This window comes from Labrenzia sp. VG12 (assembly GCF_002237595.1).
In the GTDB taxonomy this organism is placed as follows: Bacteria; Pseudomonadota; Alphaproteobacteria; order Rhizobiales; family Stappiaceae; genus Roseibium.
The window spans coordinates 121,148-145,452 of record NZ_CP022529.1 but is presented as its reverse complement, the minus strand read 5'-3'; the positions used below and the strand labels follow the sequence as shown (position 1 = coordinate 145,452).

Below are 24,305 nucleotides of genomic sequence, written 5' to 3'. Positions count from 1 at the left end.
TCAGGCGTTTCAAACGCCGTAATAGTCGCGGTACCAGGTAACAAATTTTGCGACGCCTTCCTGGACGTTCGTTTTCGGGCGATAGCCCGTCAGCTTTTGCAGAAGATCCGCGTTGGCCCAGGTGGCCGGCACATCGCCGGCCTGCATCGGCATCAGGTTGCGCTCGGCCCGCTTGCCGGTGGCCGCCTCGATCGCCTCGATGAAATCGGTCAGCTGAACGGAATTGGAATTGCCGATATTGACCACGCGCCAGGGAGCAACCGGCGACAGGCTGTCACCTTTCGGCACGGCTTCGCCTTCTTCCAGCCGTTGGGGCACGGCGTCTATCAACAGGCGAATGCCCTCGACCAGGTCTTCCACATAGGTAAAGTCGCGCCTCATGTCGCCGTGGTTGTAAACGTCGATCGGGCGATCCTCGAGAATGGCCTTGGTGAACTTGAACAGCGCCATGTCGGGCCGCCCCCATGGACCATACACCGTGAAGAAGCGGAACATGGTGACTGGCAGGTGATAGAGATGCGCATAGGAATGTGCCATCGATTCCGTCGCCTTCTTGGTCGCGGCGTAAAACGACATCTGATGGTCGGCCTTGTCGGTCTCCGTATATGGCATCTCGGAGTTGGCGCCATAGGCCGAAGAGGTCGATGCCAGCAACATATGCTCCGGCGGGTAGGCTCTTGCCGCTTCCAGCAGTTCGAACGTGCCGCAGATATTGCTTTCCAGATAGGATCGCGGCTGTTCGATCGAATAACGCACGCCGGCCTGCGCTGCCAGGTGAATGACGACGTCGGGCGTTTCGGCGCGGAACAGCGACATCAGGAGATCCGGTGTTTCAACCCGGTCGTTCACCGCTGTGAAATGCTCGTGCTGCAACAGCATTTGCTGACGTCTCTGTTTGAGCCGGACATCATAATAGTCGGTCATCGCATCGAGACCGATGACCCGAAAACCATCCTGCAGCAAGCGGGTGCAGAGGTAATAGCCGATAAAACCCGCAGAGCCGGTCACCAGAACGGTTTTCATGTTGCGCCAAAGCCTTTCAAATCGGATTTTTGGTCAGAAAAATTCAGGTCAACGGCGTGGTCATAAAAGGCTTCGCTTCGCCGGGCAATCGGAAAGTCCCGCCGAACGCCGCTTTGTTCATTTGCTGCCCGCTACAGGAATCGCGTATCAGGGTCAGGTCTGGCGGCCGCGCTGACAGGAAGGGTGGAAAAGAGATGACCGTTCTGATTACCGGCGGAGCCGGTTACATCGGCAGTCACACCGTCCTGAGCTTCCTGGATGCCGGAGAGACGCCGGTGGTGATCGACAACCTCAGCACCGGCTTTGACTGGCTGGTGCCGGAAAACGTGCCGTTCTTTCAGTGTGACATCGCGGACAGGGCTGCCGTCGAGGACGTGCTGCGCACGCATTCCATTGAAACCATCATCCATTTTGCCGGCTCGATCATCCTGCCGGAATCGATCGAAAACCCTCTGAAATACTATCGCAACAACACCGTAAATTCACTCGGTCTCGTTGAAGCTGCCGTTGCCTGCGGGATCAAGCACTTTGTTTTCTCATCAACGGCTGCCGTCTACGGGCAACCCGACAGTGTTCCTGTGTCCGAAACAGCGCCGGTTCACCCCGAGGCACCTTACGGAGCGTCAAAACTGATGACCGAACGGATGTTGCAGGACACCTCAAGGGCCCATGATCTGACCGTAACAGCGCTCCGCTATTTCAATGTTTCAGGCGCTGATCCGGAGGGACGAGCCGGACAGGCAACCCGTGATGCCACCAATCTCATCAAGGTTGCGTGCGAAACGGCTCTTGGCAAAAGGCCTGCGCTCACGGTTTTCGGCCAGGACTATGACACACCCGACGGTACGGCCATCCGGGACTATATCCATGTCTCGGATCTTGCCGAAGCGCACAGGCTCGCCGTGGATCGGATGCGCAAGGGCGGCAGCAATCTGGTTGCCAATTGCGGGTATGGCCGGGGATATTCGGTTCTCGACGTGGTGCGCGCCGTCAAAACCGTGTCCGGCAATGACTTCACCGTCGAAATGGGCGAGCGCCGCGCCGGCGACTGCCCGGAGGTCGTCGCCGACAACCGCCTTGCCCGGTCCGAACTCAACTGGACGCCCAGGCTGGACAGCATAGATCGCATCGTGGGCGATGCCTACAGGTGGGAACAGGCGCTCGGCCGGCGTAACCGCGTCTAGGCGCGCGATTTCGCCGGCCGGGACCGATCAGATACCTTCGCCATCCACACCGAAGCTGCTCAGGAACCCGTTCTGGCGCAGGTAATCGACGATTTCCTCGGCAATTTCCTCAGGCTCCCGTCCGACATTGCGGATATGGATTTCCGGATTCACGGGGGCCTCATACGGGCTGTCGATGCCGGTGAAGTTCTTGATCTCGCCGCGATCCGCCTTGGCATAAAGCCCCTTCGGATCCCGTTTCCGGCATTCCTCGATGGGCGTATCGACAAAGACCTCGATAAACTCGCCTTCGGGCATCAGATCGCGCGCCAACTGCCGCTCGGACTGGAACGGCGAGATAAAGGACACCAGCGTGATCAGTCCCGCATCGGCAAAGAGTTTGGCGACTTCACCCACGCGGCGGATGTTTTCCACCCGGTCGGCATCGGTAAAGCCAAGATCCTTGTTGAGCCCGTGCCGGACATTGTCGCCATCGAGCGTATAGGTGTGCCGGCCATCGACATGCAGCTTCTTCTCCACAATCGAAGCTATGGTCGACTTTCCCGAACCAGACAGACCCGTGAACCAGAGAACGGCCGGTTTCTGACCGAGCTTTTCCGAGCGCGCGGCCTTGTCGACATCAAGGGCCTGCCAGTGAATATTGCTCGCCCGACGCAACGCGAACCAGATCATGCCTGCGCCAACGGTGGCGTTGGACATGCGATCAATCAGGATGAACGAGCCGGTCGTGTGGTTGGCTTCATAGGGATCGAACGGCACGGAGGACGACAGTGCGAAATTGCAGAACGCAATCTCGTTCAGCTCGAGCGTCTTGCCGGCGACATGCTCAAACGTGTTGACGTTGATCTTGTGCTTGATTTCCGAAACCGTCGCCGTGACCGTGCGTGTGCCGATCTTCAGAAGATACGGCCGACCGGGCAGCAAGGGTTCGTCGGACATCCAGATGACATGGGCTGCGAACTGGTCTGCCACCTCCGGCCTATGTGCCGTCGATGACAGAAGGTCGCCACGGGAGATGTCGATCTCGTCTTCCAGCGTGATGGTGACCGCCTCGCCGGCCCGGGCGGCGGACACTTCACCGCCTGCCCCGATGATCGACTTTACCTTGGAGATCTTGGCCGGTCCGGCGACAACAAGGTCATCCCCAACGGCAACGCTGCCGCTGGCGACCGTGCCGGAATAACCGCGGAAATCGAGGTTCGGCCTGTTGACCCACTGGACCGGGAACCGGAACGGTGCCTCGAGAACATGCTCGCCGACCTCGATGGTTTCCAGGTGCTCCAGGAGCGTCGGGCCGGAATACCAGTCCATCTTGTCGCTGCTGGCCGTGACATTGTCGCCGTAGCGCGCCGACATGGGGATCGCCTGCAGGGTCTCAAAGTCGAACCCATTGGCAAAGGTCTCGAATTCCTTGCGAATTTCTTCAAATCGTTCCTGCGAGTAGCCAACCAGATCGATCTTGTTGATCGCCAGCACCACATGCCGGATCCCCAGCAGGGAGGCAATGAAGGCATGGCGCCGCGTCTGGACCATCAGGCCATTGCGGGCATCGACCAGCAGCACAGCAAGATCCGCGGTTGACGCGCCCGTGGCCATGTTGCGGGTGTATTGTTCGTGTCCCGGCGTATCGGCAACGATGAACTTGCGCTTCTCGGTGGCAAAGAAACGGTAGGCAACATCAATGGTGATGCCCTGCTCGCGCTCGGCTTCAAGACCATCAACCAGGAGAGCGAGATCGATCTCCTCGCCGACCGTACCGTGTTTTTTGGAATCGCGTTCCAGTGCCGCAAGCTGGTCTTCGAAGATCAGCTTTGTATCGTAGAGAAGGCGGCCGATCAGGGTCGACTTGCCATCATCCACGGAACCACAGGTGAGAAAGCGCAGCTGGTCCTTGGTTTCCTGTGCCAGGATATAATCGGTAACCGCTGTTTCGGTGGAGGTCTGGATATCGGTGATGGTCATCTTAGAAATATCCTTCGCGCTTCTTCTTTTCCATTGAGGCGCTTTCGTCCTTGTCGATCAGGCGACCCTGGCGCTCCGACGTGCGGGCTATCAGCATTTCACGGACAATGGCGGGCAGCGTATCGGCGTCCGATTCAATGGCGCCGGTCAGCGGGTAACAGCCGAGCGTGCGGAAACGGACCATTTTCTCCTCAACCGTTTCACCGGCCTGCAGTTTCATGCGCTCGTCGTCAACCATGATCAGCATGCCATCGCGGTTCACCACTGGCCGCTTGGCGGCAAAGTAGAGCGGAACCATCGGAATGCTTTCCGTCAGGATGTATTGCCAGATGTCGAGTTCGGTCCAGTTGGACAGGGGAAAGGCGCGAATGCTTTCGCCCTTGGCAACCCGGGCGTTGTAGAGGCTCCAGAGTTCCGGCCGCTGGTTCTTCGGATCCCAGCCATGACTGGCGTTCCGGAACGAGAACACGCGCTCCTTGGCCCTCGATTTTTCCTCGTCCCGGCGGGCACCACCGAAAGCGGCATCGAAACCATACTTGTCGAGCGCCTGTTTCAGCGCCTCGGTCTTCATGACATGGGTGTGCACCGACGAACCGTGATCAAACGGATTGATGTTCTTCGCCAGCCCTTCCGGATTGGTATAGACGAGAAGATCCATGCCAAGACGCTTCGCGGTCTCGTCGCGAAACGTGATCATCTCACGGAATTTCCAGGTCGTGTCCACATGCAACAGCGGAAATGGCGGTTTCGAGGGGTAAAAGGCCTTCATAGCCAGATGCAGCATCACCCCTGAATCCTTGCCGATGGAATAGAGCATCACCGGATTGGAGAATTCTGCGGCAACTTCGCGGATGATGTGGATGCTTTCCGCTTCCAGCCGCTTCAGATTGCTAAGGCGCTCGGGTGTGATCCCCTGAGATTGCATGTTCATGTTCGCTTTTCCGTTGGGCCGTTGAAGCGGCCGTCGTCATCAGGTCCGGGAGGTCTGTCAGGCGGCGGGTGCCAGGCCTTCAAGCAGTGCCTTGTTGCTCACGGCAAGAAAATGCGGGTTGCGCAGATCGTCCTTGGTTGCATTGCGGGGCACCTGGTAACTGAAATCCGCACCGTTTTCGGCATAGACAACCGCGCCACCTGCTGCGCGCACGACAGCGTCGCCTGCCGCGATGTCCCACTGCATTGTCAGTGCAAGGCGCGGATAGAGATCTGCGCGACCGGCTGCCACCCAGCACAATTTCAGGGAAGAGCCAACGGACAGCTGCTCCGCGACCTGAAAATTGCTGATGAAGGATGCCGTTTCCTCCGACATGTGCGACCGGCTGGCCAGGACGCTCAGGCCTTCTGCAGGCGCTGTCCGCACGGTGATGCGCTCCGTGCCGGACACCGCGCCACCTTCGATCCTGCCCTTGAACGCGGCGGTCTGCGTCGAACCGTTTTCTTCCAGACGTCCACCCCAGAAAATTTCGCCAAGCGCGGGAGCCGACACCACACCGAAGACTGGTTGACCGTCCTCGATCAAGGCGATGTTGACCGTAAACTCGCCGTTCTTCTTCAGGAATTCCTTGGTTCCATCCAGGGGATCGACGAGGAAGTAACGGTCACCGACAATCGGCAGGTTTCCCGCTTCGACGCTTTCTTCGGCAACGACGGGAATGTCGGCAAAGCGGTCTGCCAACCCCGCCAATATGATTTTTTCCGCAGCTGCATCGGCCTTGGTAACCGGAGATCCGTCCGTCTTGTTCTCAACCTCGAAGGGCTGAGCATAAATTTTCAGGATTTCCTCACCAGCGCGGATCGCAAGCTGGTTCAAAAAGGATATCTGGTCTTCGGTCATCAACGCCTCAATCTTGGCGGAAATCAAACGATTATCCGCGCCTTTCCTTCGTTTGGCTTGCCCGTAAATAAAGAAAGAACCTGTATCAATTCAAGGAATGGTGTTCCACGAATGCCCGCGAAATGAAAACGCTCAGGTTTCTCTTCCCCTCGCTTACGCCGTTTTATTGCAAATCGCAAACGGATGGGCCGATTTCGGGGGCGCATGGGAATTCTTGGCGGCGGCACCAGAGATTCACGGATTGGCAAGGCATTTGTTGTTAAACTGGCTTCCGAGTAGGGCGGAAACCGTCCAATGAGGCACGTTAACCGTGAGATGACTATGTCGGACGCCAAACCAGTCCCGCACCATGTTGCGGATGAAAGCGCCAGCGATCAGTTTCCTCGGGCGCGGCGAGCCCGCGTGTTCAAGAAAGGGAAAATGGTCTTCCAGCACGGCTTGAGATCCATCCCCTGCACCGTGCGCAATATTTCTGACGGCGGCGCCATGCTCGAATTCGAGCAGGCCTTCATGCTGCCGAAGGAATTCGACCTTCACATCGATCTGGAAGACTATGAAGTGACCTGCGAACGGCGCTGGGAAGAAGGCCTGCGTTGCGGTGTGCAGTTCATCAGTGAAAAACGCCCGGTGTCGGCGCAGCGCGCGCAGGTGCTGAAAACGTCTGAAGAGGCGCTGAAGAGCGAACTTGATGAGCGGCGCGACAGCCCGGACAACTTCTTCCAGCGCAAGCATTTCAGCGACCCGCAAGGCGTGCCGCAAGGCCCGACCCGCAAGGCGCGGCCGACAGGTGGCGGCAAACCGACTTTCGGCAAACGGCGCTGAGGCCGACGCTTTCGCGTCGTCTCTTTCCACGAGGTTGGCCCTTTCGGCATCTGCTGAAGGGCCTTTTTTGTTTCTGCCATCCGGGCCGATCAGGCGGCCCTTTTGTCCTGCTCCATTATTCTCCTGACAGCCGGCCTGTCCGAGCAGCGTGCCACCCAATCACGAATGGCCTGGTTGTCCGGCATGAGATCCGGCGCCCAGTTGAACGGGCTGCTGCAGAGGAGATCCGCCGCCGAATACCGGTCGCCAAGCAGATAGGGCTGGTCCTCAAGGGCCTCTGCAAGTCGCTGGACCATGGTATCAAAGTCCCGGAACGTGGCCGTCAGGGCCGGATGGGTCAAGCCGGTGAAGTGAAAGACGCCAACAGGTTCCATGATGCCCTGGTAGTAGAACAGCCAGGACAGGTACTCACCGCGGCCGGGTTGTCCCTCGATCGGTCCGAGACCTGCCTCGGGGAACTTGTCCGTCAGATAAAGAACAATCGCACCGCGCTCGCGGATTTTTTCGTTTCCATCCACGAGATAGGGCACTTTCTTTTCCGGGTGCGGGTTCAGCGGGTCGGGTCCGCCGCTGCCGTCATTGCGAGTGATCGTCACCTCCTTGATGTCGACCGCCGCGCCGAGTTCTTCGACGAGTGCAACAAGGGAAGACGACCGGCTGTTGGGAGAGTGGTAAAGCGTGGTCATGAAAATGCTCCTTTCGAATTGGACGGAGAAGCTATAGCGTCCCCCTGCTGACATTTTCCGGCAGGAGGAAATCGCGATCATGGCCCGCACCGACAGACTGATGCGCCTGATGGACACGCTCCGGCGGCTGCCGCAACCGGTCACAGCAGCCCGGCTTGCGGAAGAAAGCGGCGTGTCGCTGCGCCAGCTTTATCGGGATATTGCAACATTACGGGCCGGCGGCGCCCTGATCGATGGGGCAGCCGGTGTCGGCTACACGCTGACGGAAGACACGTCCCTGCCGCCGCAGAGCTTTTCCCGGCTGGAGATCGAGGCGCTCGCACTTGCCCAAAGTGGATTGGAACAGATCGGCGACACCGCCCTGATCGAGGCCGGGCGCACCGCGATTGCCCGGATCGTCGCCACCCTGCCCGATGCCCAGGCCCGCCAGGCCATGCACACCGTGCTGCGGAGCTGGCGGCGACAGGATCAGCGCCCGCCGGTCGCGATTGATCTGGCGCTCCTGCGCGAAGCCTGCTGGCAGGAATTCAGCCTGCAAATTTCGTATCGCGACATGCAGGAGCGGGTGACGAACCGCGAGATCTGGCCGCTCGGCATGTCCTATGGAGAGGACACGCTGCTTTTGCTTGCCCATTGCCGCCTGCGGCAGGACTTCCGGCATTTTCATGTCAGCCGCATCGAAACGATGACACGCGGCACTGAGAGCTTCCGGCCGAAACGGGTCAGCTTGCTCAGGGACTATGTAGCCGGGCGACGCAACAGGACTGCCTCCGGCGCACAAGGCTGAAGGCCGATCAGCGTCACGCAGCGTGCCTCAGATCACCCCCGGCCGTCCAGAAACGACTGTGCCGCGTCCCGGGTCTCGTAGATATGCGATGCGCCCTGAAGCGTTTCGCCGAGTTTCAGCCGAAGGAAGGCGGAGCCTGAGTAGCGCGTAACGGTTCCATAGAACCGGTTTTCCAGATCGGCGACCATTTCTGCGTAATCATTGCTCACGTCATCGTCCAGGTGGAACCCGTCATAGTTGACGATGACATCGACCCGTTCGCCGAAGGGGCCGCAGACCCGCTCCACCTGATCGCGAACCTGCTCGACTTCCTCCGTGGTGCGAATGCGCATCTTTTCGAAATTGATGAAGAGACGGTTTTCCGCGCTGTCGAGCGCGATCCGTTCCGGAAGGTCGAGATGCAACAGCTCCCGGCGCAGGTCCATCGGTCCGTCGGCAAACAGACGCGCATCCATCGGCTCGATCTCGCCGATGATCGGCCGGAAGGACATCTGACCGAGGATGTCACGCTCGATGTCGACCCCCGGCGCGACTTCCTTCAGGACCAGGCCCTCCGCGCTCAGCTGAAACACACAGCGCTCGGTCACATAAAGCACAGGCTGCCCCAGACGCGCGGCCCGGCGCCCGGAGAAGGTCACCTGCTCGACATGATCCAGGAACTTTCGAGAGCTGCCTTCCTGCCGGATGTTCATGCGGCCTTCGTCCAGCTGCACGTGCAGCCCCTTGGCGGTGAAGGTGCCGGCGAAGACCAGGGACTTGGCGTTCTGGCTGATATTGATGAACCCGCCTGCCCCGGCGAGACGAGGGCCGAAACGTGAAACATTGACGTTGCCGTCCGCATCGGCCTGGGCAAGGCCGAGACAGGCCATGTCGAGCCCGCCGCCATCGTAAAAATCGAACTGGGAATTCTGCGGGATCACCGCGTCCACATCCACGGCCGCGCCGAAATCGAGGCCCGAGGCGGGCTGACCGCCGACCACTCCGGGTTCCGCGGTCAGTGTGACGTGGTTCAGGAGCCCCTCTTCCGCGGCGACGGCAGCAACCCCTTCCGGCATGCCGATGCCGAGATTGATCACACCATTGACCGGGAGTTCGAAGGCGCAGCGCCTTGCGATGATCTTGCGCGGACCGAGTTCCATCGCCGGGATCTCGCCATCCGGCGGGCGGATCCGGTTGGTGAAGGCGTGGGAGAAGGCTGTCTTGTAGGTCTGCATGTGGTTCTGCGGGCTCGCCACGACCACGGCATCCACCAGAATACCGGGGATCTGGACCTCGCGCGGCTGCAGACTGCGGCTGCGCGCCAGCCGCTCCACCTGCACGATCACCACGCCACCGGCATTCTTCACGGCCATGGCCTGGGCCAGATTGTCGATCACCAGTGCCTCGCGCTCCATGGTGACATTGCCGGCTTCATCCGCCGTCGTGCCGCGCAGAAGCGCCACGGTCATTTTCGGAGCAGGATAATAGAGCACCTCTTCGCCACCGAACTCCATCAGCTCGACCTGGGGTTCCGTGGAGATGTCGTTGATCGCACCTCCGCCGTTTCGTGGATCCACAAACGTTTCCAGGCCGACCTTCGAAAGCATGCCAGGCTTACCGGCTGCCGCATCCCGGTATAATTGACTGATACAACCCTGAGGCAGGTTCCAGCCCTTGATCTTGCCCTCAACGGCGAGTGCCGCCACTTTCGGGATCAGGCCCCAATGGCCGCCAACCACCTGTTTCAGAAGACCGTCATGTCCAAGCCGATTGAGACCCCGGTCCTTGCCGTCCCCCTGCCCGGCCGCAAACACAAGAGACAGGTCACGCGGCGTTCCACGCGCCAGAAACCGCGCCTCGATCGCGGCCAGCAACTCGTCCGGCACCCCAATGCCGACGAAGCCGGATGTTGTGATGGTATCCCCGTCCTTGACCAGCGCAGCCGCGTCCGCCGCGGAGACAACTTTCCGACGCATAGGTTCCTCCCGATTTTTGCCAGCAGTGTGGACCGGAAGAACGGCGGGCGTCCAGTAGCGCTATCGTCTAGGGTGTGGACTCACTCATTTGATCGCAAGCGCGCAACAAACGGCGGTGAGCTGCAAAGGAAAGCACGAAAAGCAGGCTTCAAGCCCGGTTGAGTAGTTGGACGCGGCCGATCCTCCCAACATGAACATCCCGCGCGCATTGGCCAGGACATCTATTTTACTTTGCCAGCTAATTGACCTTAAGTTTAACCAAGTAATTTTTACCCTTATAAATAATTACAGTGGCCTTAATAACTAAGTAAATCTTTTAAATAACATTTAGCCCGACTTTATTTGAGCAAATTCAGAAGCTTCACGGCGTCGCTTTTCAATGGGGGGTGAAAGCGCACATGCTGGACAACATCAGATTTTCGAAAAAGGTCCCGGCCATCATGCTGGGCGCCACCGCAATCGTCGGCCTTGTGCTTGGCATAGGTGGATATGTGACCGCCTCGAGCAGCATCGAAGAGATTACGAATGAAAGGCTGACAGCCGCAGCCGAAGGGGCAAGAACAACTGCGGAAGATTTTTTCAACCAGATCAACACGGATATCGACCTTCTGGCGCGCAATCCTTCGACCACCGAGGCCCTGCGGGAGTTCACGGATGGCTGGAAAAAATGGAAGCTCTTCCGCGGTGATCCGTCCAAGCAGATCTCGGACGCCTACCTGAAGAACAATCCGCACCCGGAAGGGAAAAAACATCTTCTGAACGTTGCCGAATCCGGGACGTTCTATGACGAAGTCCATTCCCGGTATCATCCGATCTTCCGCGAAATCCAGAACCAGAGCGGGTTTGCCGACTTCTACCTGTTCGACACCAAGGGCAACCTGGTCTACTCCGTGCAGAAACAGGAGGACTTTGCCGCCAATTTCAGGAAGGACGACAGCCTGTTTGCGACCTCCAGACTGGCCGAAGTCTATGGGGCAGCCCTCGCAAACGTCGAAGACCTGACCAACCATTTTGCCGATTTTGCACCGTATGCCTTTGCAGGAGATGCCCCATCGGCTTTCATATCCAGGGTTATCCTGAAAGAGAACGGCAAGCCGCAAGGCGTTCTGGCCTTGCGCATCCCGCCGGATCGCATCGACAAGATGATGCAATCGGCAACCGGTCTGGGAGACACCGGGGAAGTCGTGCTGGTCGGGCAAGACGGTCTTTTGAGAAGCAACTCCAAGGCCACCGAGACCTCGCAGGATATCTTGAAGACCTCCTTCTCCCTGCCCGAGCTTTCCAGTGCCTTTGAGACCGGGCAGGCTTCGGCGACCACCCCGGTCTTCGGCGAGGAGACGATGCGGGTCGAGATCGCCGGCTTCACCTTCTCCGGCCTCCCTTACGCAGTGGTTGCCATGCAGTCGCTTGCCGAGGCCAGGGCTCCTGTCAGGACGCTGGCCTGGCGGATGGCCGCCATCGGCGGCGTATTGCTTGTTGTCGTTGCCTTCATCGCCTGGCTGACCGGCAACGGCATTACCCGACCCATCAAGCGACTGGTGGCGGACATGGAAAAACTGGTCGCCGGCAATACAGAGATCAGCCTGTCGGGCAAGGACAGACGCGATGAAGTCGGCGATATGACCCGTGCCGTTGCCGTCTTTCGGGACAACCTTGTCGAACGGGCCAACCTGACGGAACAGAACGCGGCAACGGAACGCGAACGGCAGGTCAGGCAGACCCGGATCGACACGCTTGTCACCGAATTTGAGACTTCCATCGAAGCGTCCCTGGAGGAATTCGCACGAAATGCCTCCACCATGACCGACGCCTCCGACCTTCTGTCCAACCTTGCAAACAATGCCCTGGACCGGGCGTCTGCGGCAGCCCGCTCGACCCAGGAAGCATCCCAGAACGTCCAGACCGTTGCGCATTCGGCCGAAGCCCTGACCACGTCCATCAACAATATCGGACAGCGGGTAACGGATACCAAGGACACGGTCGGAACAGCGGCCCGGACCGCCCACTCAACGAATGAGCAAGTGGCCAGCCTGTCGGAATCGGCCAAGGGCATCGGTGCGGTCATCTCGCTCATTCAGGATATTGCCGAACAGACAAACCTGCTTGCGCTCAACGCCACGATCGAAGCCGCGCGTGCCGGCGACGCAGGCCGGGGCTTTGCCGTCGTTGCCTCGGAAGTCAAGCAGCTCGCCGAACAGACTGCCAAGGCAACCGAGCAGATCTCTTCCCAGATCAACGACCTGCAATCCTCGACATCAGCTTCCGTGAACGCGATTTCCCAGATTTCCGGCACGATGGACGAGGTTGACGGCCACACCCAGGCCATCTCCGCATCGATCAACGAACAGCGCGTCTCAACGGAACAGATCAGCCAGAACGTGGCCGAGGCCGCAACAGGGACCGAACAGATCGTCGTCAATATCGAGGCGGTCACCGAATCCATTGGCGACACCCGCGAAGCCGCCCGCAATGTTCACGAGGCCGCCGATGCCGTCAGTGATCACACCCGGCAGCTCTCCGACAGGATCCAGAGATTTCTTTCGGAAGTGGCGGCTGCCTGACCCCTTTTTCAGTTCTGGCCTCTTCGCAGGTACAAGCGACCTTGCCTGCGCAGAGGCCACGACGGCAGGGGCCGCAAGGTGGACGTTTCGACACTCCACGCAAAGCTTTTACGTGCTAGCAAGTGAATTTCAGCTGAGCGCCCAATGTAGCGACCAGGCGTTCCTCCACCAGTCGTTACATGGGGCGTTCCACAAGGTCTAAAACTACTTAAGATTGTATATATTCAAAATTCACTTCTATAATCGGCTTCGCCGCATGTGCAACGCCCGGCAGTGACCGGAAACGTGTCCCCGGCTCCTTAGAACAAGAGGAGTGTTTTCCAATGCATCTTCGCGCAGCTTCCGCATTTTCCCTCGTCAGTCTGATCGCAGCCTCCGGCGCCCTGGCCGCCGACTGCCCGGATCCGGGCCGCCAGCCGGCCACCGAAGCGCTGATCGCGCTTGTCGAGAGCGATCCTGCCTTGCAGGAACAGCTGACCCGGTCCATTGCACTCGGGCAGATCATCAATTCCGATCCGACCACCAATCCGGTGGCAAGCCTTGAAGACTATTACGATTTCGTCGATGCGCTGGTGACCTATCCGCCGCAGAACATCAAGACCGGGGTCGTAGACGATGGCATTCGGGTCAGTATGGACGGCAGCAATTACTGCAACTGGAACATCCTCGATATTCTGTCCTACAGCTATTTCCTGGTGGATCGGCAATTGACCACCGATCCGCGCGGCCAGATCCAGTTCGAGAACGATGCCTTTTCCGCCTGGATGCGCGACATTGCCGTTGAATGGGGCAAATATCTGGAAACCCCTCCATCTGCCATACATGTCCCGGACTTTACCAGCGATCCGAATTTCGGCGACTGGTATTGCCCGCCGGAAGGTGGCTACGCGACCTTCCAGGATTTCTTCGTGCGCGAACTCTGCGCCACAACCTTCCCGACCGGCTCCCGCCCGGTTGAGGGATATGACGACCCTGCAACGGTGGTCTCCATCGGCGACAGCACCTCCGCCGGCTGGTGGCCAATCAGCCGGGACGGCAAGCTGGTCACAACCTATGACGGCATCTCCCAGGCCGGTGAGATGATCAAGGGTCAGCTCTACAGCAACGTCTTTGAATTCATTGAAGGCAAGGACGGCGAGAAGGTCATTGAGAGCTTTGGCTCCATAGACCCGACGCTTTTTGCAGGCGGAACCTGGACCCACCAGTTCCTGAATGTGAACAACTACCACCGGCTTCATGTGCCGGTCGCCGGCAAAATCGTATATCTCAAGCATCTGCAGGCGGGTGTCCGGATGAAATCCGGTTGGGCCGAAGCCCGGCAACCGGGCGAAGTCAGCCATTATGACCCGCAGGACACCGCCGACTGGCAATTCGGCCAGACCCGGATGGTGATCGGCATCGAGACTGAAGATCACGGCATGGTCGTCATCTCACCCATGGGCATGGCGCAGGTGTCGTCGATCGTCAAACGCAACTGGGTCACGGAAGGCGCCCAGGCTGACAAGGGCTGGGAATTTGCCAATTTCGCCTTTGGTGGCTCGGACTTCGTGGTGATCTTCCAGGAAGAGGCCGACTTTGTCCTGACCGTCGACACGCTCAAGGAACCGGCTCCGGGTGCCGGCGTCAACTATGCCTCATCGCTGCAGGGCCAGAAATATGGCTGTTTTGGCGGCGTAACCACCTGCAGCGCCACGCCGGAGACCCCGCCGGCACCACCCGCGGACAAATAACGGCTGCTCTTTTACCGCGACAGGGCAGCGGCCGGAAAGCCGCTGCCAAATATGTTTCAGGCCGTCTCTCCGGACGCAAAAACATAGTGCAGACGCACACAGCCACGATCCATGGCCTGGACGCTGGCAAGTCTGGGAGACGCTTTCAGGCCGATTGCGGGAAACAACGGCACCCCGCCACCGATCAGCTCCGGCATCAGATAGATCTCGATTTCGTCAAGCGCGCCGTGTTCCAGGAAAGCCATCTGCAGCCGGCCGCCGCCAACCACCCAGACATCTCCGTCCTCCAGCGCTCGCAGCTGGCCGATGAGCGTGTCGACGTCCTGGCAGATCTCCAGCGGCCCGGCAGGTTTCTCGATCGGCCTTGAGGTGACCACATAGGCGCGCTTGTCGCCATAGGGCCAGGGGAACCCGCAATTGGCAACAAAGTCATAGGTTGCACGTCCCATGACAACCGTTTGAATGCTCTGCAGGAAAGCCGGGAACGCATGCTCACCAAGGTCCATGTCATCGTATTTTTGCAGCCAGGTCATGTCATCCGCCTCGCCGGCAATGAAGCCATCCAGGCTTGCTGCTATGTAACCGCGGATTTTCGCCATCCAGAGCCCTCTTACGCAATACGCTTTATTTATAAACAAATATATGTTTATAAATAAAACATGGCAAGACCCAGATCCCTCCCCGACGAAACCGTGCTTGACCGGTTGTTGCAAACCCTGTCCGACTGCGGTCCCGAAAACCTGACGTTTCAACGGGCTGCCAAGGGTGTCGGCCTGTCGGCGGCAACGCTGGTGCAGCGTTTCGGCAGCCGGGATGCCATGGTTGAAGGGACGCTTCTTTATGCCTGGGACGGTCTCGATGAAGCCACACGGCTTGCGGACCAGGACCACGACCTGACACCGGACGGCGCCATATCGCTGCTGCTTGACCTGATGCCGGCCGACACGGACGAGGACAGCACCATCGATGGCCTGCTGCTGTTGCGGGAAGACATGCGCAACCCTGCCCTGCGCAGCAGGGGCGCCGCGTGGGGGACGAAGCTGGCAACGGTTCTGGGGCGCAGGCTGACGCAAGACCCTTCGCAGCAAGACAGGCTCGGCCGGCAGATGGCCTGTCTCTGGCAAGGCACAATACTCTGGTGGGGGTTCGACCGTTCCGGCTCTGCAAGGGACGCAGCCCGGCGCGCCCTGGAAGACTGGTGCCGGTCGGCTGGTTTGATGCGGTGATGAGGCCAAAGACAACGGCGCATGACAAAAGGGTGCCGGTTTGCACCAGCACCCCCCTGTTTGGAGCAGAATACTTGTTTTGAACGCACGTCCTTTCAGACAGGCCCTCAAAGCGACCCTGATCTCCGACGGCTTCACCTCCCTCCGGGAGCATCAGCCCATGACGCCAAGGCCTGGCAGGCTTTGATGTCACGCCGGTCCCACGGATAACCCGCCGTAACCGGATTGCCGGGGCGCTATCCGCGGTGCGCAACCGCCAGAAAGCGCGTCCCATGTGGTGGCCCGAGAACCGACCGGTCAGACCTTCCCGAAAGAAAGACCGAAAGAACAGCTTCGGCATGGGCTACTGAGATCCCAGTTCGGAGAACCGATTACCAAGTCGGAACCGATCTGGCTCAGTAGTTATTAAGATAATGCCGGTGGAGTGACCCTACGTCTACTTCACTTTTGGCTTTTCAACACCTGCAGAACTTCGCCTGTTAACAAGCTGTTAACAGTTTTCCAGAGAATAAAATATCGCCTTTCAGGGCAGAGACTTAACAAGATCAAGCCGAATATTGGACAAGCCACTGCTTTCCCCAAAACCGTCCGGGTCCTGGAAGGAGCACTTTTCATCAGATCTGGTCGGAGAAGACTGGCTGGGGTGGAAGGATTCGAACCTTCGCATGGCGGTACCAAAAACCGCTGCCTTACCGCTTGGCTACACCCCAAGGCCGTGGAGACGCTGTATAACGAGACCGGCTGCGGAGCGCAAGAGGCTGTAAGGGCAAAGTTCTGGCCCTTCGGACAGGTTTTCCCCAGAAGGGTGAACAGGACCTGATTTTCTCGCAGGGGCGCTCAAGTCGCCAAGTCGAGACACGGACGTTTGAGACGCCAGATGCGGGCCGTCCCGCATGCCCCACCCAGGATTTTTCGCGAATTTTGTCGCTATCCGACTGAACTTGTTCACAGTTTCAAAAAAATGCCCGCCCCCTCACCAAACCCCTTGCGGGAACAGGTCAGCTTTGCTAAATGACCCTCCACGCAGCGCGGCCCTGCCACGCTGTTCCCGATGGACCTGTCCTGACAGATCCAAGAAACAAGTCGGAGTGTAGCGCAGCCTGGTAGCGCACCTCGTTCGGGACGAGGGGGTCGGAGGTTCGAATCCTCTCACTCCGACCATTTCTTTCTTTTTGAAACTGATTTGCAGCGTTTTCAGGCCGCCGAAATCCATGCCGGTTCTCGATGTATCCGGGCCAAGGTTCGGTGCGGGCGATAGAACTGTATCAATTCCTTCAGACAAGCGAACACGGCATTCCAGGTCTGGTGCAGACAGGCAGACCGCTCGTTGGTATCTGCCCTGCTGGACAATAATGACAGCTGGCTGACCTCCTTTTGCATGCGTAGAGTCAGGGTTTCCGACTGGAGACCCAAAAAACGCATGAAGAAGCGCTTCAGCACATCCTGGTTATGTGGAGTTATGCTCCTCGGCCTGACTGCAGATGCTGTCCAGGCCGAGGACGAACGGCCCATTTTCATCACCATGCAGCAGGAGCCCTACAGTTACCTGGACAAAAACGGCAATATCGACGGTTATCACTATACGATCGCCAATCTGATCCTTGAAGAAGCCGGCTTCTCCCACAAGGCAACAACTGCTCCTATCAAGCGCATGGTCGTCGAACTGACCAGCGGCACGGCCGACTGCTCAATCGCTGCCCACTCTCCTTTCGCGCAGGAAAACTTCATGCATGTTGCCGATATCGGCTATGAGCTCAGGGTCGGCATCATCCCTCGCAAAGGTATTGACCTGGAGAGCTATGAAGACCTGAAGGGCCTGAAGATCGGTGTTCCTGCCGGCATGAGCATCGGCGATCCATTCGACAGCGATGAAACCCTCGACAAGGTGCAGACCCCCGACTACGAAAAAAGCGCAAGAATGCTTGAGGTCGGCCGAATTGACGCCATCATGGGGGCCATTGAAAGCGTTCGCTACAGCGCCTTCATGAAAGCGAATATCGCTCACGAAATCTTCGGAAAGCCCCTCGTCACCACGCAATACCCCTTTGTGCTGATCTGCAGCAAGACGTTGCCCGAAGACGGTTACGTACTGGCATTGAAAGAGGCGACGCAACGACTGAAAGCGCGTGGTGACATTGATGCGGTCATCCGCGACTTCTTCTCATTCTCGGTCAGCGCCGCGCCAGACATGCTGCAGGACGCCCCGCCCGCCACAAAAGTGAGATAGGACGGCTCAGGGCCGCAGGTCAGACAACCGTCGCTTCAGCGGGCGACGGCCTGCTCATTCCAGCGCGAACTGGCGGCCGACAAGGATCGATAGGCGGTGTCGTTTTGGCCGCGCTTCTTTTCATCTGACAGGAAAACCCGGTTCCGGCCGGCCTTCTTGGCTTCGTAGAGAGCTTCATCTGCCTTAAACAGGGCTGCACTCAATTCTGTCTCTCCCGTCGGACAATGCGAAATACCGGCGCTCAAGGTCACCGGCGTCTGCAGGTCTTCGATGGAAGGCGTTGCCTGTTCGAATTTCTTGCGCAGTCTGTCGACCAACCGGAAGGCCTTTTCCCTGGACCCGCCCGGAAACACCAGGACGAACTCTTCGCCCCCGCTGCGCCCGGCAATGTGACCCGGATCCAGTCCCTGCTCCAACAACCTTCCCAGAAGGACGAGAACCTTGTCGCCGCAGGAGTGACCGTAGGTGTCGTTGACCTGCTTGAAATGGTCGATATCCACCATCGCCAGGCTGTAGGACTGGGCCGCGTCTCCAGGACGATTGCCTGCAATAGCCGTTTCGGCATCGTCAAACAGCGCCCTCCGGTTGCGCAGGCCCGTTAATGCATCTCGCTGTGCGGCGCTGCGATGCCGTTTTTGCTGAAACTCGATGACAAGGGCATAAATGAGCGCATATTTCATCGAGACATAGATCAGCATGAAGATGAGATGCGCCTTGACGAGCGGTCCGTCCATGGCCAATTCGCCACCACCCGAAAGAAATGAAGACGCACCTGCGTAAACCACATTGACGCCTGACAGAGCCGCCCAGAAAGACAGACCGTAGGCGGCGACCAGATGGCGCGCATTGTAGTGGAAGTACAAATAGGCGTTCCAGAACGCCAACCCGCCGCCCAGCAGAGCGAACACTTGCAGACGCCCGGCGGCAGTCGCCCCGATCTCGGTGTAAACACCGAGGCCAAGCCAGATGAACAGGGGTGCGAAAACAACGGCAAGATAAGGCTTCAGGTCAAAGAACAGGCGCGCCGCCAGGATTGCAAAGCCGACCGAGGCGTAAACCAGCGACTCACGCAAAATCATCGCCAGCCACGGATCATAGAGATAGCTGGTGATCTCGGCGAAATTGGAAGCACTGAGGAGCAGCAGGCTCGCACTGGAAGATATTACGCTCAGGGAAATGTGCCGCTCACACTCCCGCGTCAGCCACAGAGCCGACAGAAGTGTGATGCCACAAATCAGCTCGATGACGATGAGTGCGACCCGTGCCGTATTCACATCGAAGTCAAAGGTCATTCTATGCCCCTGCCCGATTCCTCACGACGCGCGATCCCGACCAGATATCACGGGCTCGAACCTCAAACACGAAAGTGAGCACATGTACTTCCACATCAGACACAGGTGTAGTTCGCAGGTGTTATTAAATGGTTGCAGGCCTTGATGCTTGCCGGAACACGCAAGAGCCGCCGCCTCTATTCTCCACCATGCTACCACACCCGGCCAGATTGGCCTTCAAGACAATTGTCTATCGCCCCTTCCTTACCGCCGGTAGCGCTGTCACGCAAACTTCCCGTCGCAGAGGAGCGTGCGGCATGACCGCTCCCCCTCCATGCCCCTCATGAACACGCCACCTCCGACACCTATGCAGCGCGCCTTTCCTCCACCGAATTCAGTGGCTCCGTAACGCCGCGCTCATGGCTGGCAATCGATTGCACCGGCCGGTATTGATCATAGATGCGCTGGATGAACCGCCCGGTCGGGCTTTCCCTCATTTTCTGGATTACAGGCACCATCTCCGGCGGGCAAATCGCCTGATTGGGCAGCATGCCCTGATAGCCTTGGGCCAGAACGATCGGCGCAAAGGAGGCGGCCACCGCAAAGTCGGCCAGTGTCAGGCGCCCACCAACCAGAAATTCCCTTCCATCGGAGAGCATGTTGTCGATGCGCTCCATCCCGGCATAGGTGTGCTGCAAGGCCTCCTGCGCGTTTTTTGCGTTCAGTTTCAAGGCGTAGTTCATCAGACGCCGGATCACCGGCATGCCGACAAAGACACCCGCCTTTTGATAAAGCGGCACGCCGGTCGTGATCGACGGCCAGATGGCCTTGCGGTTCTGCAGGAGATGATAGTAGCACCAGCGGTCCAACTCATCGCCGATCGTGCTTCTGGCATAGTGCTGCAGATCCATGACCTCAAAATGCTCATCCGGCTCCCTGTCGGGATCCGGGATGAGCCCCTGGTCGAAACCCGGTACGGTTTGCAAATAAGTGAGGATGTCGTCAACGCCGGAGTATCGCGCTTTCCCCTTTTCCGGGACGAAGAGAATGTAGCGCGAAGCCGGAGCTCTCCACATCCAGAAAACCAGCTCGTGGAACACAGGTGCATTCGGCTCTTCCCGATAGGAAACGCCCGAATGCTGCAACAGCCACCGACCGAGATCCACGTCTGTGGATGGCAACAGCGTAATTAGCCGATTTTGTTTCATCTCTGATCTTCCCACACAAGATTCGCAAGACTTCTCTCGATCAGCGGCCAGGCTTCCTGAAAACACTCGAAATCGCTTCGATTATTGCGCGACGAATTCTCGAAATACAAAGCAGGCTGAATAAAACGGCGCCCGCACACATGCCTGTTCGACGACAACATCGCAAAAAGGAAACGGTTTTACGAAGGCCCCACCAATACTTAACCACTGATTGTCAAATATATTGACTCAATCTTGTTAAGAAATGATGTAGTCATTTTTTTCAATATCGGTTATCAAGATCTTCAACTTGAGGACTGAGTCGCGTGATTGATTCAAGTCTTTGAAATTGTTCCAGCAGCAGGAACGCTGCGCGGTGCAATGCTGAGCTGCCGAAAGGGAACTTGGCCCGATATCGAAAATAATCGGCTTCCATGTGGAAGCATATTTGAAGGTCAGAACTTCAAACTGACATTCTGAACTATGTTATAATTTGCTGTCGTCTAATTTGGATGCGGAGTAGCGGTGTGCTGTCAAAAATAAACTCTGACACCATGGGGTATATTCTTGCAATAATAGAATATATTGGCGCTCTGATTTTGTTCATTTCGCTGTTTTCCGTCAAAAATCTCCCGAAAAATGTCCGCTCGAGCATCATCATCAACATGTTGACGCTGACATTGATCGCGACCGCGACCATCATGAACAGGCACGGAGATTTCTACATCAGGATCTCTTCGTTCCTGTATCTGATTTCGAGCGGACTGTTCGTTCTGTCGGCGCAAGTGTTTTACCGCCTGCAGCCAAGGTTTATCCTCGTTTTCGTTCCGGTGGTGCTCGCGCTTGTCATCTATCTTTTTCCGGACCTGCGCGACAGCTTTGTCGCCAGATCGCGCGTCAACACATCGCTGAATGCCCTGCTTTGTGCCTGGGCGGCCTACCTTTACGCGTATCACAACGAAAACAGGCTCGTGAGCGCGCGACTGCTTTCCGCCGTGTTCGCGTTGGGCTCGCTGTCGTATCTGGTGCTCTTTTCAGGGTCGTTCATCCAGTCCGGAGCCTGGGTTGCCGCGGCCTATAACAGTATTGTCTTCAAGGCCAATTACTTCCTGCTCTTGATGGTGATCCTGTCCCTGGCCCCGTTGATGCTGGCACTGGTTCTTGAAAACCACAGCGCAAAGTACAAGAAACTTGCCCGGATAGACGCCCTGACCGGCATTCGAAACCGCCGCGCCTTTTTTGATGACGCGGACCAGATGCTGGAAAGTCTGTGCCGCGAGGATGGCAGCCGCAGTGTCAGTGTTGCCGTGATCGACATTGATCACTTCAAGAACGTCAACGATACGTTCGGCCATGCCGCGGGCGACAAGGTGATTGCCTACCTGGCCGAGCTAATGGGCGAGGTCATAGGCGACAAAGGCGTTTTCGGCCGCACCGGCGGAGAAGAGTTTTCCGTGTTTCTGCCGGATATGGAGAGCGCGGCCGCAACACGCCTGCTGGATCGCCTCCGCACTGCCTTTGAAGAACAGGCGGGCCGGACGATAGAGAACGCCCAGGCCATCACACTCAGCGCCGGTGTCTTTGCGGTAAGAGCTCAGGTTTCAAAGCTGGACGACGCGATCAGCAAGGCCGACGAAGCGCTTTATCAGGCCAAGCGAATGGGACGGAACCGCATCGAAAGGCACCATACCGAAGGCGTCCAGCCTGACCTGGCGAAACCTCACCTGATTACCCAGTGATCCTCCAGCTTCGCGACCAAACCGGGCCGGCTTGAATGCGGGACGATGGCTGCGAAGCGCATTGGCGGACACCGTGACCCCGCCCAAAAAGGGGCTGTCAGGTTCAGCGCCAACTCCAGCAGACCTGCGACGATACATTGACTGCCAAGAAAACCTGCTCAAAAAGGCGGCATTTCTTGACGCAGAACTCAATACAACCGGCAACTCAATTAAAAATTGCCGGCATAAAAAACAGTAAAATTTGCAATAATTCAGAAATTTCAAACAAGAATTATAAATCTAGACCTAAAACACAGAAAACGAAGGCAAATTATTCCAGTTCGATATTGCACGCTACGACGGCTTGGCGTATGCACTAATATATCTGGTTTATGTTGCTTTTTTTGCTACTCATAGGTGCTTCTTGTCAAATATCGCTGGCAAAGCTTATGCAATGAACGTTGTGACACCCAGCCACCCGCGCAATACCTGGATCAACCGGCTTCTCTTCATGGCCTCGCGGGGATTGCCCGAAAACCTTCTGGGACTGCTGGGCCTGTCGCTGATCCACTTTGCACGCTGGGTCATTCTGAAGCCGGCGGACTGGCCGAACCTTGGACAAGGCAAGGAGGAGCTGCAGAACGACTACGTGCTCTTCTGCTCCAACTTCAACGGCACCTGGGACCAGTATATCGATGCCTTTTCCGATGGCATTCCAAGTGGTCTCGACCTCTTCTGGTACTCGGCGATCAAATACCCCAAGTCCATTCCGATCACGCCGTTCAAGAACTACATCACGTTCAACCAGATCGACACCGACTACTACTACAATGCCACGCCGGGCAGCGCCCAGCGGGACATCAAGACGAGCCTGGCAATCTACGACCAGGTGTTGAAGCTTGTAGACCTTCACAAGCACTCTTCTCCCGAAGAGTTCGCCGCCGCCTTCCGCAAGGCCGCCTACAACATGCAGATCGGACTCGGTGACCCGGGCTTCGGCCCCGTGGCAAGCCTTGCGACTGAAGCCGCCGACGAAAACCGGAAAGACTATGTCGAGCGTTCCCAGGAACGTTTTCAGGGTCTCCGGTCGCTCAGAAAGGAACAGAAAAATGCCTGATCTGGATACCGGCCATCTGTTCCTGACAACACTCGCCCCGATCAAACCAGGGGCTCCTGTCGACGACCTGCAAACTTCCCATGTCCAGCTGGCACGCATTGCGCTTGCCAAACTGCCGACAGCCCACCAGTCGCCGGCCACCAACGACACCAAGTACAACAGCCCTTTTGCCCGCAATCAACGCAACCATCTGGCGCGCATGTTCGTGCTGGAAGACGTGGTCTATAACGGACGCAATACGCAAAACCCGATCCTGGCGCGGATCGAAGGCAACGACCAGACCAAGCCGCAACCGGTCGACCGGCTGAACGCACCCTACCTCGTCTTCTGCGCAGATATTGACGCGATCACGCAGGATGGAGACCCGCTGCCAACCAATCTGACCGCGGAAGCACAGCAGGACGTGCGCAAGTCCTATGCGCGCAAATTATGGGACACGATGGAGGAGGAACTCACGGAGATCTACTCCAACTGCTACGGCTTCGAGACCGTCAAGACGGCCGATCAGTTCGCCGATTATCTGGACCGGTGCCACGTGGAAACGACGATGCCTTTTCACGACTACTATCTGGAACTTCCCAAGTTTCACAACCTGCCCTTCAAGACGCTGCTCTACGGCGTGCTTGCACCTCTTGTCGTAGGGCTGCTCGCGCTGGTCCTGTGGCTCATCGGCGTCTCGGACGTGCCGCTTCTCGGCTGGTCGACACTGGCAACCTGGATCATCGCCATCGCTCTGGGCCTGCTGCTTGCATACGGGGCAATCCGGTTTGCCCTCTGGAACGGTGAAAAACCGCTTCCACCCGGCAAGTATGACGACCTGCCCTCCGTGCTGAAGGCCCTCTACGTGCAGCAGAAGATGTCCGATCTTTACGTCGACAATCAGGGGGCATCCGATCAGGACCTTTATGACGCGTTCGGCAAGTTCATCGAGGAACACAAGCCCTATGACCGGAAATCAATGACCCAGACGCCCGGGGTGATCTCGTCAGAATCACCGAAAAACGTGACCCCTTGAGAG

Annotated in this window: 19 protein-coding genes and 2 tRNA genes; 11 read left to right on the top strand and 10 right to left on the bottom strand. The window is 57.9% G+C overall.

Features of this window, described 5'->3' with window-relative positions:
- Positions 1-9 precede the first annotated feature (9 nt).
- Entirely contained in the window at positions 10-1,023 is a 1,014-nt protein-coding gene (locus CHH27_RS00620; RefSeq protein ID WP_094069846.1) for an NAD-dependent epimerase/dehydratase family protein, read from the bottom strand.
- A 194-nt stretch (positions 1,024-1,217) separates the two neighbouring features.
- Between CHH27_RS00620 and galE the strand changes: the two genes are divergently transcribed.
- Complete coding sequence (galE, locus tag CHH27_RS00615; RefSeq protein WP_094074436.1) at positions 1,218-2,207, top strand: UDP-glucose 4-epimerase GalE; 990 nt, start codon at positions 1,218-1,220, stop codon at positions 2,205-2,207.
- Between the two features lie 27 nt (positions 2,208-2,234).
- Here galE and cysN read toward each other — a convergent pair whose 3' ends face one another.
- The 3 genes from cysN to cysQ are packed head-to-tail and all read right to left on the bottom strand — an operon-like array spanning position 2,235 to position 6,000.
- Positions 2,235-4,169, bottom strand: coding sequence for a sulfate adenylyltransferase subunit CysN (cysN, locus tag CHH27_RS00610; protein WP_094069845.1), 1,935 nt, complete (start codon positions 4,167-4,169; stop codon positions 2,235-2,237).
- Between the two features lies 1 nt (position 4,170).
- A complete protein-coding gene (cysD, locus tag CHH27_RS00605; protein WP_247646171.1) occupies positions 4,171-5,100 on the bottom strand; it encodes a sulfate adenylyltransferase subunit CysD in 930 nt (309 codons plus the stop codon).
- Positions 5,101-5,157: 57 nt separating this feature from the next.
- Positions 5,158-6,000 carry a 3'(2'),5'-bisphosphate nucleotidase CysQ gene (gene cysQ / locus CHH27_RS00600; RefSeq protein WP_094069844.1) on the bottom strand — a complete coding sequence of 281 codons (843 nt, stop codon included), beginning with the start codon at positions 5,998-6,000 and terminating at the stop codon, positions 5,158-5,160.
- A 321-nt stretch (positions 6,001-6,321) separates the two neighbouring features.
- On the opposite strand from cysQ, the gene CHH27_RS00595 reads away from it, so the two are divergent.
- Positions 6,322-6,822 (top strand): PilZ domain-containing protein, encoded by a 501-nt coding sequence (locus CHH27_RS00595; RefSeq protein WP_094069843.1) that lies wholly within the window; start codon positions 6,322-6,324, stop codon positions 6,820-6,822.
- Positions 6,823-6,911: 89 nt separating this feature from the next.
- Here the strand turns inward: CHH27_RS00595 and CHH27_RS00590 are convergent, their stop codons facing one another.
- Positions 6,912-7,508, bottom strand: coding sequence for a glutathione S-transferase family protein (locus CHH27_RS00590; protein WP_094074434.1), 597 nt, complete (start codon positions 7,506-7,508; stop codon positions 6,912-6,914).
- 79 nt (positions 7,509-7,587) lie between these two features.
- Between CHH27_RS00590 and CHH27_RS00585 the strand changes: the two genes are divergently transcribed.
- A complete protein-coding gene (locus CHH27_RS00585; protein WP_094069842.1) occupies positions 7,588-8,295 on the top strand; it encodes a YafY family protein in 708 nt (235 codons plus the stop codon).
- A 32-nt stretch (positions 8,296-8,327) separates the two neighbouring features.
- Here CHH27_RS00585 and CHH27_RS00580 read toward each other — a convergent pair whose 3' ends face one another.
- Positions 8,328-10,250 (bottom strand): acyl CoA:acetate/3-ketoacid CoA transferase, encoded by a 1,923-nt coding sequence (locus CHH27_RS00580; protein WP_094069841.1) that lies wholly within the window; start codon positions 10,248-10,250, stop codon positions 8,328-8,330.
- A gap of 398 nt (positions 10,251-10,648) precedes the next feature.
- Here CHH27_RS00580 and CHH27_RS00575 point away from each other — a divergent pair, with 398 nt between their 5' ends.
- Together CHH27_RS00575 and CHH27_RS00570 are read left to right on the top strand one after the other, a co-directional pair.
- Positions 10,649-12,811 carry a methyl-accepting chemotaxis protein gene (locus CHH27_RS00575; RefSeq protein WP_094069840.1) on the top strand — a complete coding sequence of 721 codons (2,163 nt, stop codon included), beginning with the start codon at positions 10,649-10,651 and terminating at the stop codon, positions 12,809-12,811.
- A gap of 323 nt (positions 12,812-13,134) precedes the next feature.
- Entirely contained in the window at positions 13,135-14,541 is a 1,407-nt protein-coding gene (locus CHH27_RS00570) for a phosphatidylserine decarboxylase family protein (RefSeq protein WP_094069839.1), read from the top strand.
- 56 nt (positions 14,542-14,597) lie between these two features.
- On the opposite strand, the gene CHH27_RS00565 is transcribed toward CHH27_RS00570, so the two are convergent.
- Positions 14,598-15,140, bottom strand: a complete 543-nt coding sequence (locus tag CHH27_RS00565) for a dihydrofolate reductase family protein (RefSeq protein ID WP_094069838.1) — start codon at positions 15,138-15,140, stop codon at positions 14,598-14,600.
- Positions 15,141-15,200: 60 nt separating this feature from the next.
- Between CHH27_RS00565 and CHH27_RS00560 the strand changes: the two genes are divergently transcribed.
- Positions 15,201-15,767: a TetR/AcrR family transcriptional regulator gene (locus tag CHH27_RS00560; RefSeq protein WP_094069837.1), complete on the top strand. Its 567-nt coding sequence runs from the start codon at positions 15,201-15,203 to the stop codon at positions 15,765-15,767.
- Positions 15,768-16,402: 635 nt separating this feature from the next.
- Here CHH27_RS00560 and CHH27_RS00555 read toward each other — a convergent pair.
- Positions 16,403-16,477: transfer RNA gene (locus CHH27_RS00555), tRNA-Gln, on the bottom strand.
- Between the two features lie 374 nt (positions 16,478-16,851).
- On the opposite strand from CHH27_RS00555, the gene CHH27_RS00550 reads away from it, so the two are divergent.
- Positions 16,852-16,928, top strand: a tRNA-Pro gene (locus CHH27_RS00550).
- A gap of 259 nt (positions 16,929-17,187) precedes the next feature.
- Complete coding sequence (locus CHH27_RS00545) at positions 17,188-17,994, top strand: ABC transporter substrate-binding protein (protein WP_157738631.1); 807 nt, start codon at positions 17,188-17,190, stop codon at positions 17,992-17,994.
- 35 nt (positions 17,995-18,029) lie between these two features.
- On the opposite strand, the gene CHH27_RS00540 is transcribed toward CHH27_RS00545, so the two are convergent.
- Positions 18,030-19,286, bottom strand: coding sequence for a diguanylate cyclase (locus tag CHH27_RS00540; protein WP_094069835.1), 1,257 nt, complete (start codon positions 19,284-19,286; stop codon positions 18,030-18,032).
- A 344-nt stretch (positions 19,287-19,630) separates the two neighbouring features.
- Entirely contained in the window at positions 19,631-20,473 is an 843-nt protein-coding gene (locus CHH27_RS00535; protein WP_157738630.1) for a glutathione binding-like protein, read from the bottom strand.
- Positions 20,474-21,117: 644 nt separating this feature from the next.
- On the opposite strand from CHH27_RS00535, the gene CHH27_RS00530 reads away from it, so the two are divergent.
- From CHH27_RS00530 to CHH27_RS00520, 3 genes are all read left to right on the top strand, one after another.
- Positions 21,118-22,191, top strand: a complete 1,074-nt coding sequence (locus CHH27_RS00530) for a GGDEF domain-containing protein (RefSeq protein ID WP_157738629.1) — start codon at positions 21,118-21,120, stop codon at positions 22,189-22,191.
- A 433-nt stretch (positions 22,192-22,624) separates the two neighbouring features.
- On the top strand, positions 22,625-23,287 hold the full coding sequence (locus tag CHH27_RS00525) for a hypothetical protein (RefSeq protein WP_208988409.1): 663 nt from the start codon (positions 22,625-22,627) through the stop codon (positions 23,285-23,287).
- Positions 23,280-24,302 (top strand): hypothetical protein, encoded by a 1,023-nt coding sequence (locus CHH27_RS00520; protein WP_094069831.1) that lies wholly within the window; start codon positions 23,280-23,282, stop codon positions 24,300-24,302. Before CHH27_RS00525 ends, CHH27_RS00520 begins: the two co-directional genes overlap by 8 nt.
- Positions 24,303-24,305: the final 3 nt, after the last annotated feature.

Coding starts and splice junctions, on each gene's coding strand:
- CHH27_RS00620 (WP_094069846.1), bottom strand. CDS start 1,023: ATGAAAACCGTTCTGGTGACCGGCTCTGCGGGTTTTATCGGCTATTAC.
- galE (WP_094074436.1), top strand. CDS start 1,218: ATGACCGTTCTGATTACCGGCGGAGCCGGTTACATCGGCAGTCACACC.
- cysN (WP_094069845.1), bottom strand. CDS start 4,169: ATGACCATCACCGATATCCAGACCTCCACCGAAACAGCGGTTACCGAT.
- cysD (WP_247646171.1), bottom strand. CDS start 5,100: ATGAACATGCAATCTCAGGGGATCACACCCGAGCGCCTTAGCAATCTG.
- cysQ (WP_094069844.1), bottom strand. CDS start 6,000: ATGACCGAAGACCAGATATCCTTTTTGAACCAGCTTGCGATCCGCGCT.
- CHH27_RS00595 (WP_094069843.1), top strand. CDS start 6,322: ATGTCGGACGCCAAACCAGTCCCGCACCATGTTGCGGATGAAAGCGCC.
- CHH27_RS00590 (WP_094074434.1), bottom strand. CDS start 7,508: ATGACCACGCTTTACCACTCTCCCAACAGCCGGTCGTCTTCCCTTGTT.
- CHH27_RS00585 (WP_094069842.1), top strand. CDS start 7,588: ATGGCCCGCACCGACAGACTGATGCGCCTGATGGACACGCTCCGGCGG.
- CHH27_RS00580 (WP_094069841.1), bottom strand. CDS start 10,250: ATGCGTCGGAAAGTTGTCTCCGCGGCGGACGCGGCTGCGCTGGTCAAG.
- CHH27_RS00575 (WP_094069840.1), top strand. CDS start 10,649: ATGCTGGACAACATCAGATTTTCGAAAAAGGTCCCGGCCATCATGCTG.
- CHH27_RS00570 (WP_094069839.1), top strand. CDS start 13,135: ATGCATCTTCGCGCAGCTTCCGCATTTTCCCTCGTCAGTCTGATCGCA.
- CHH27_RS00565 (WP_094069838.1), bottom strand. CDS start 15,140: ATGGCGAAAATCCGCGGTTACATAGCAGCAAGCCTGGATGGCTTCATT.
- CHH27_RS00560 (WP_094069837.1), top strand. CDS start 15,201: ATGGCAAGACCCAGATCCCTCCCCGACGAAACCGTGCTTGACCGGTTG.
- CHH27_RS00545 (WP_157738631.1), top strand. CDS start 17,188: ATGAAGAAGCGCTTCAGCACATCCTGGTTATGTGGAGTTATGCTCCTC.
- CHH27_RS00540 (WP_094069835.1), bottom strand. CDS start 19,286: ATGACCTTTGACTTCGATGTGAATACGGCACGGGTCGCACTCATCGTC.
- CHH27_RS00535 (WP_157738630.1), bottom strand. CDS start 20,473: ATGAAACAAAATCGGCTAATTACGCTGTTGCCATCCACAGACGTGGAT.
- CHH27_RS00530 (WP_157738629.1), top strand. CDS start 21,118: ATGTTGACGCTGACATTGATCGCGACCGCGACCATCATGAACAGGCAC.
- CHH27_RS00525 (WP_208988409.1), top strand. CDS start 22,625: ATGAACGTTGTGACACCCAGCCACCCGCGCAATACCTGGATCAACCGG.
- CHH27_RS00520 (WP_094069831.1), top strand. CDS start 23,280: ATGCCTGATCTGGATACCGGCCATCTGTTCCTGACAACACTCGCCCCG.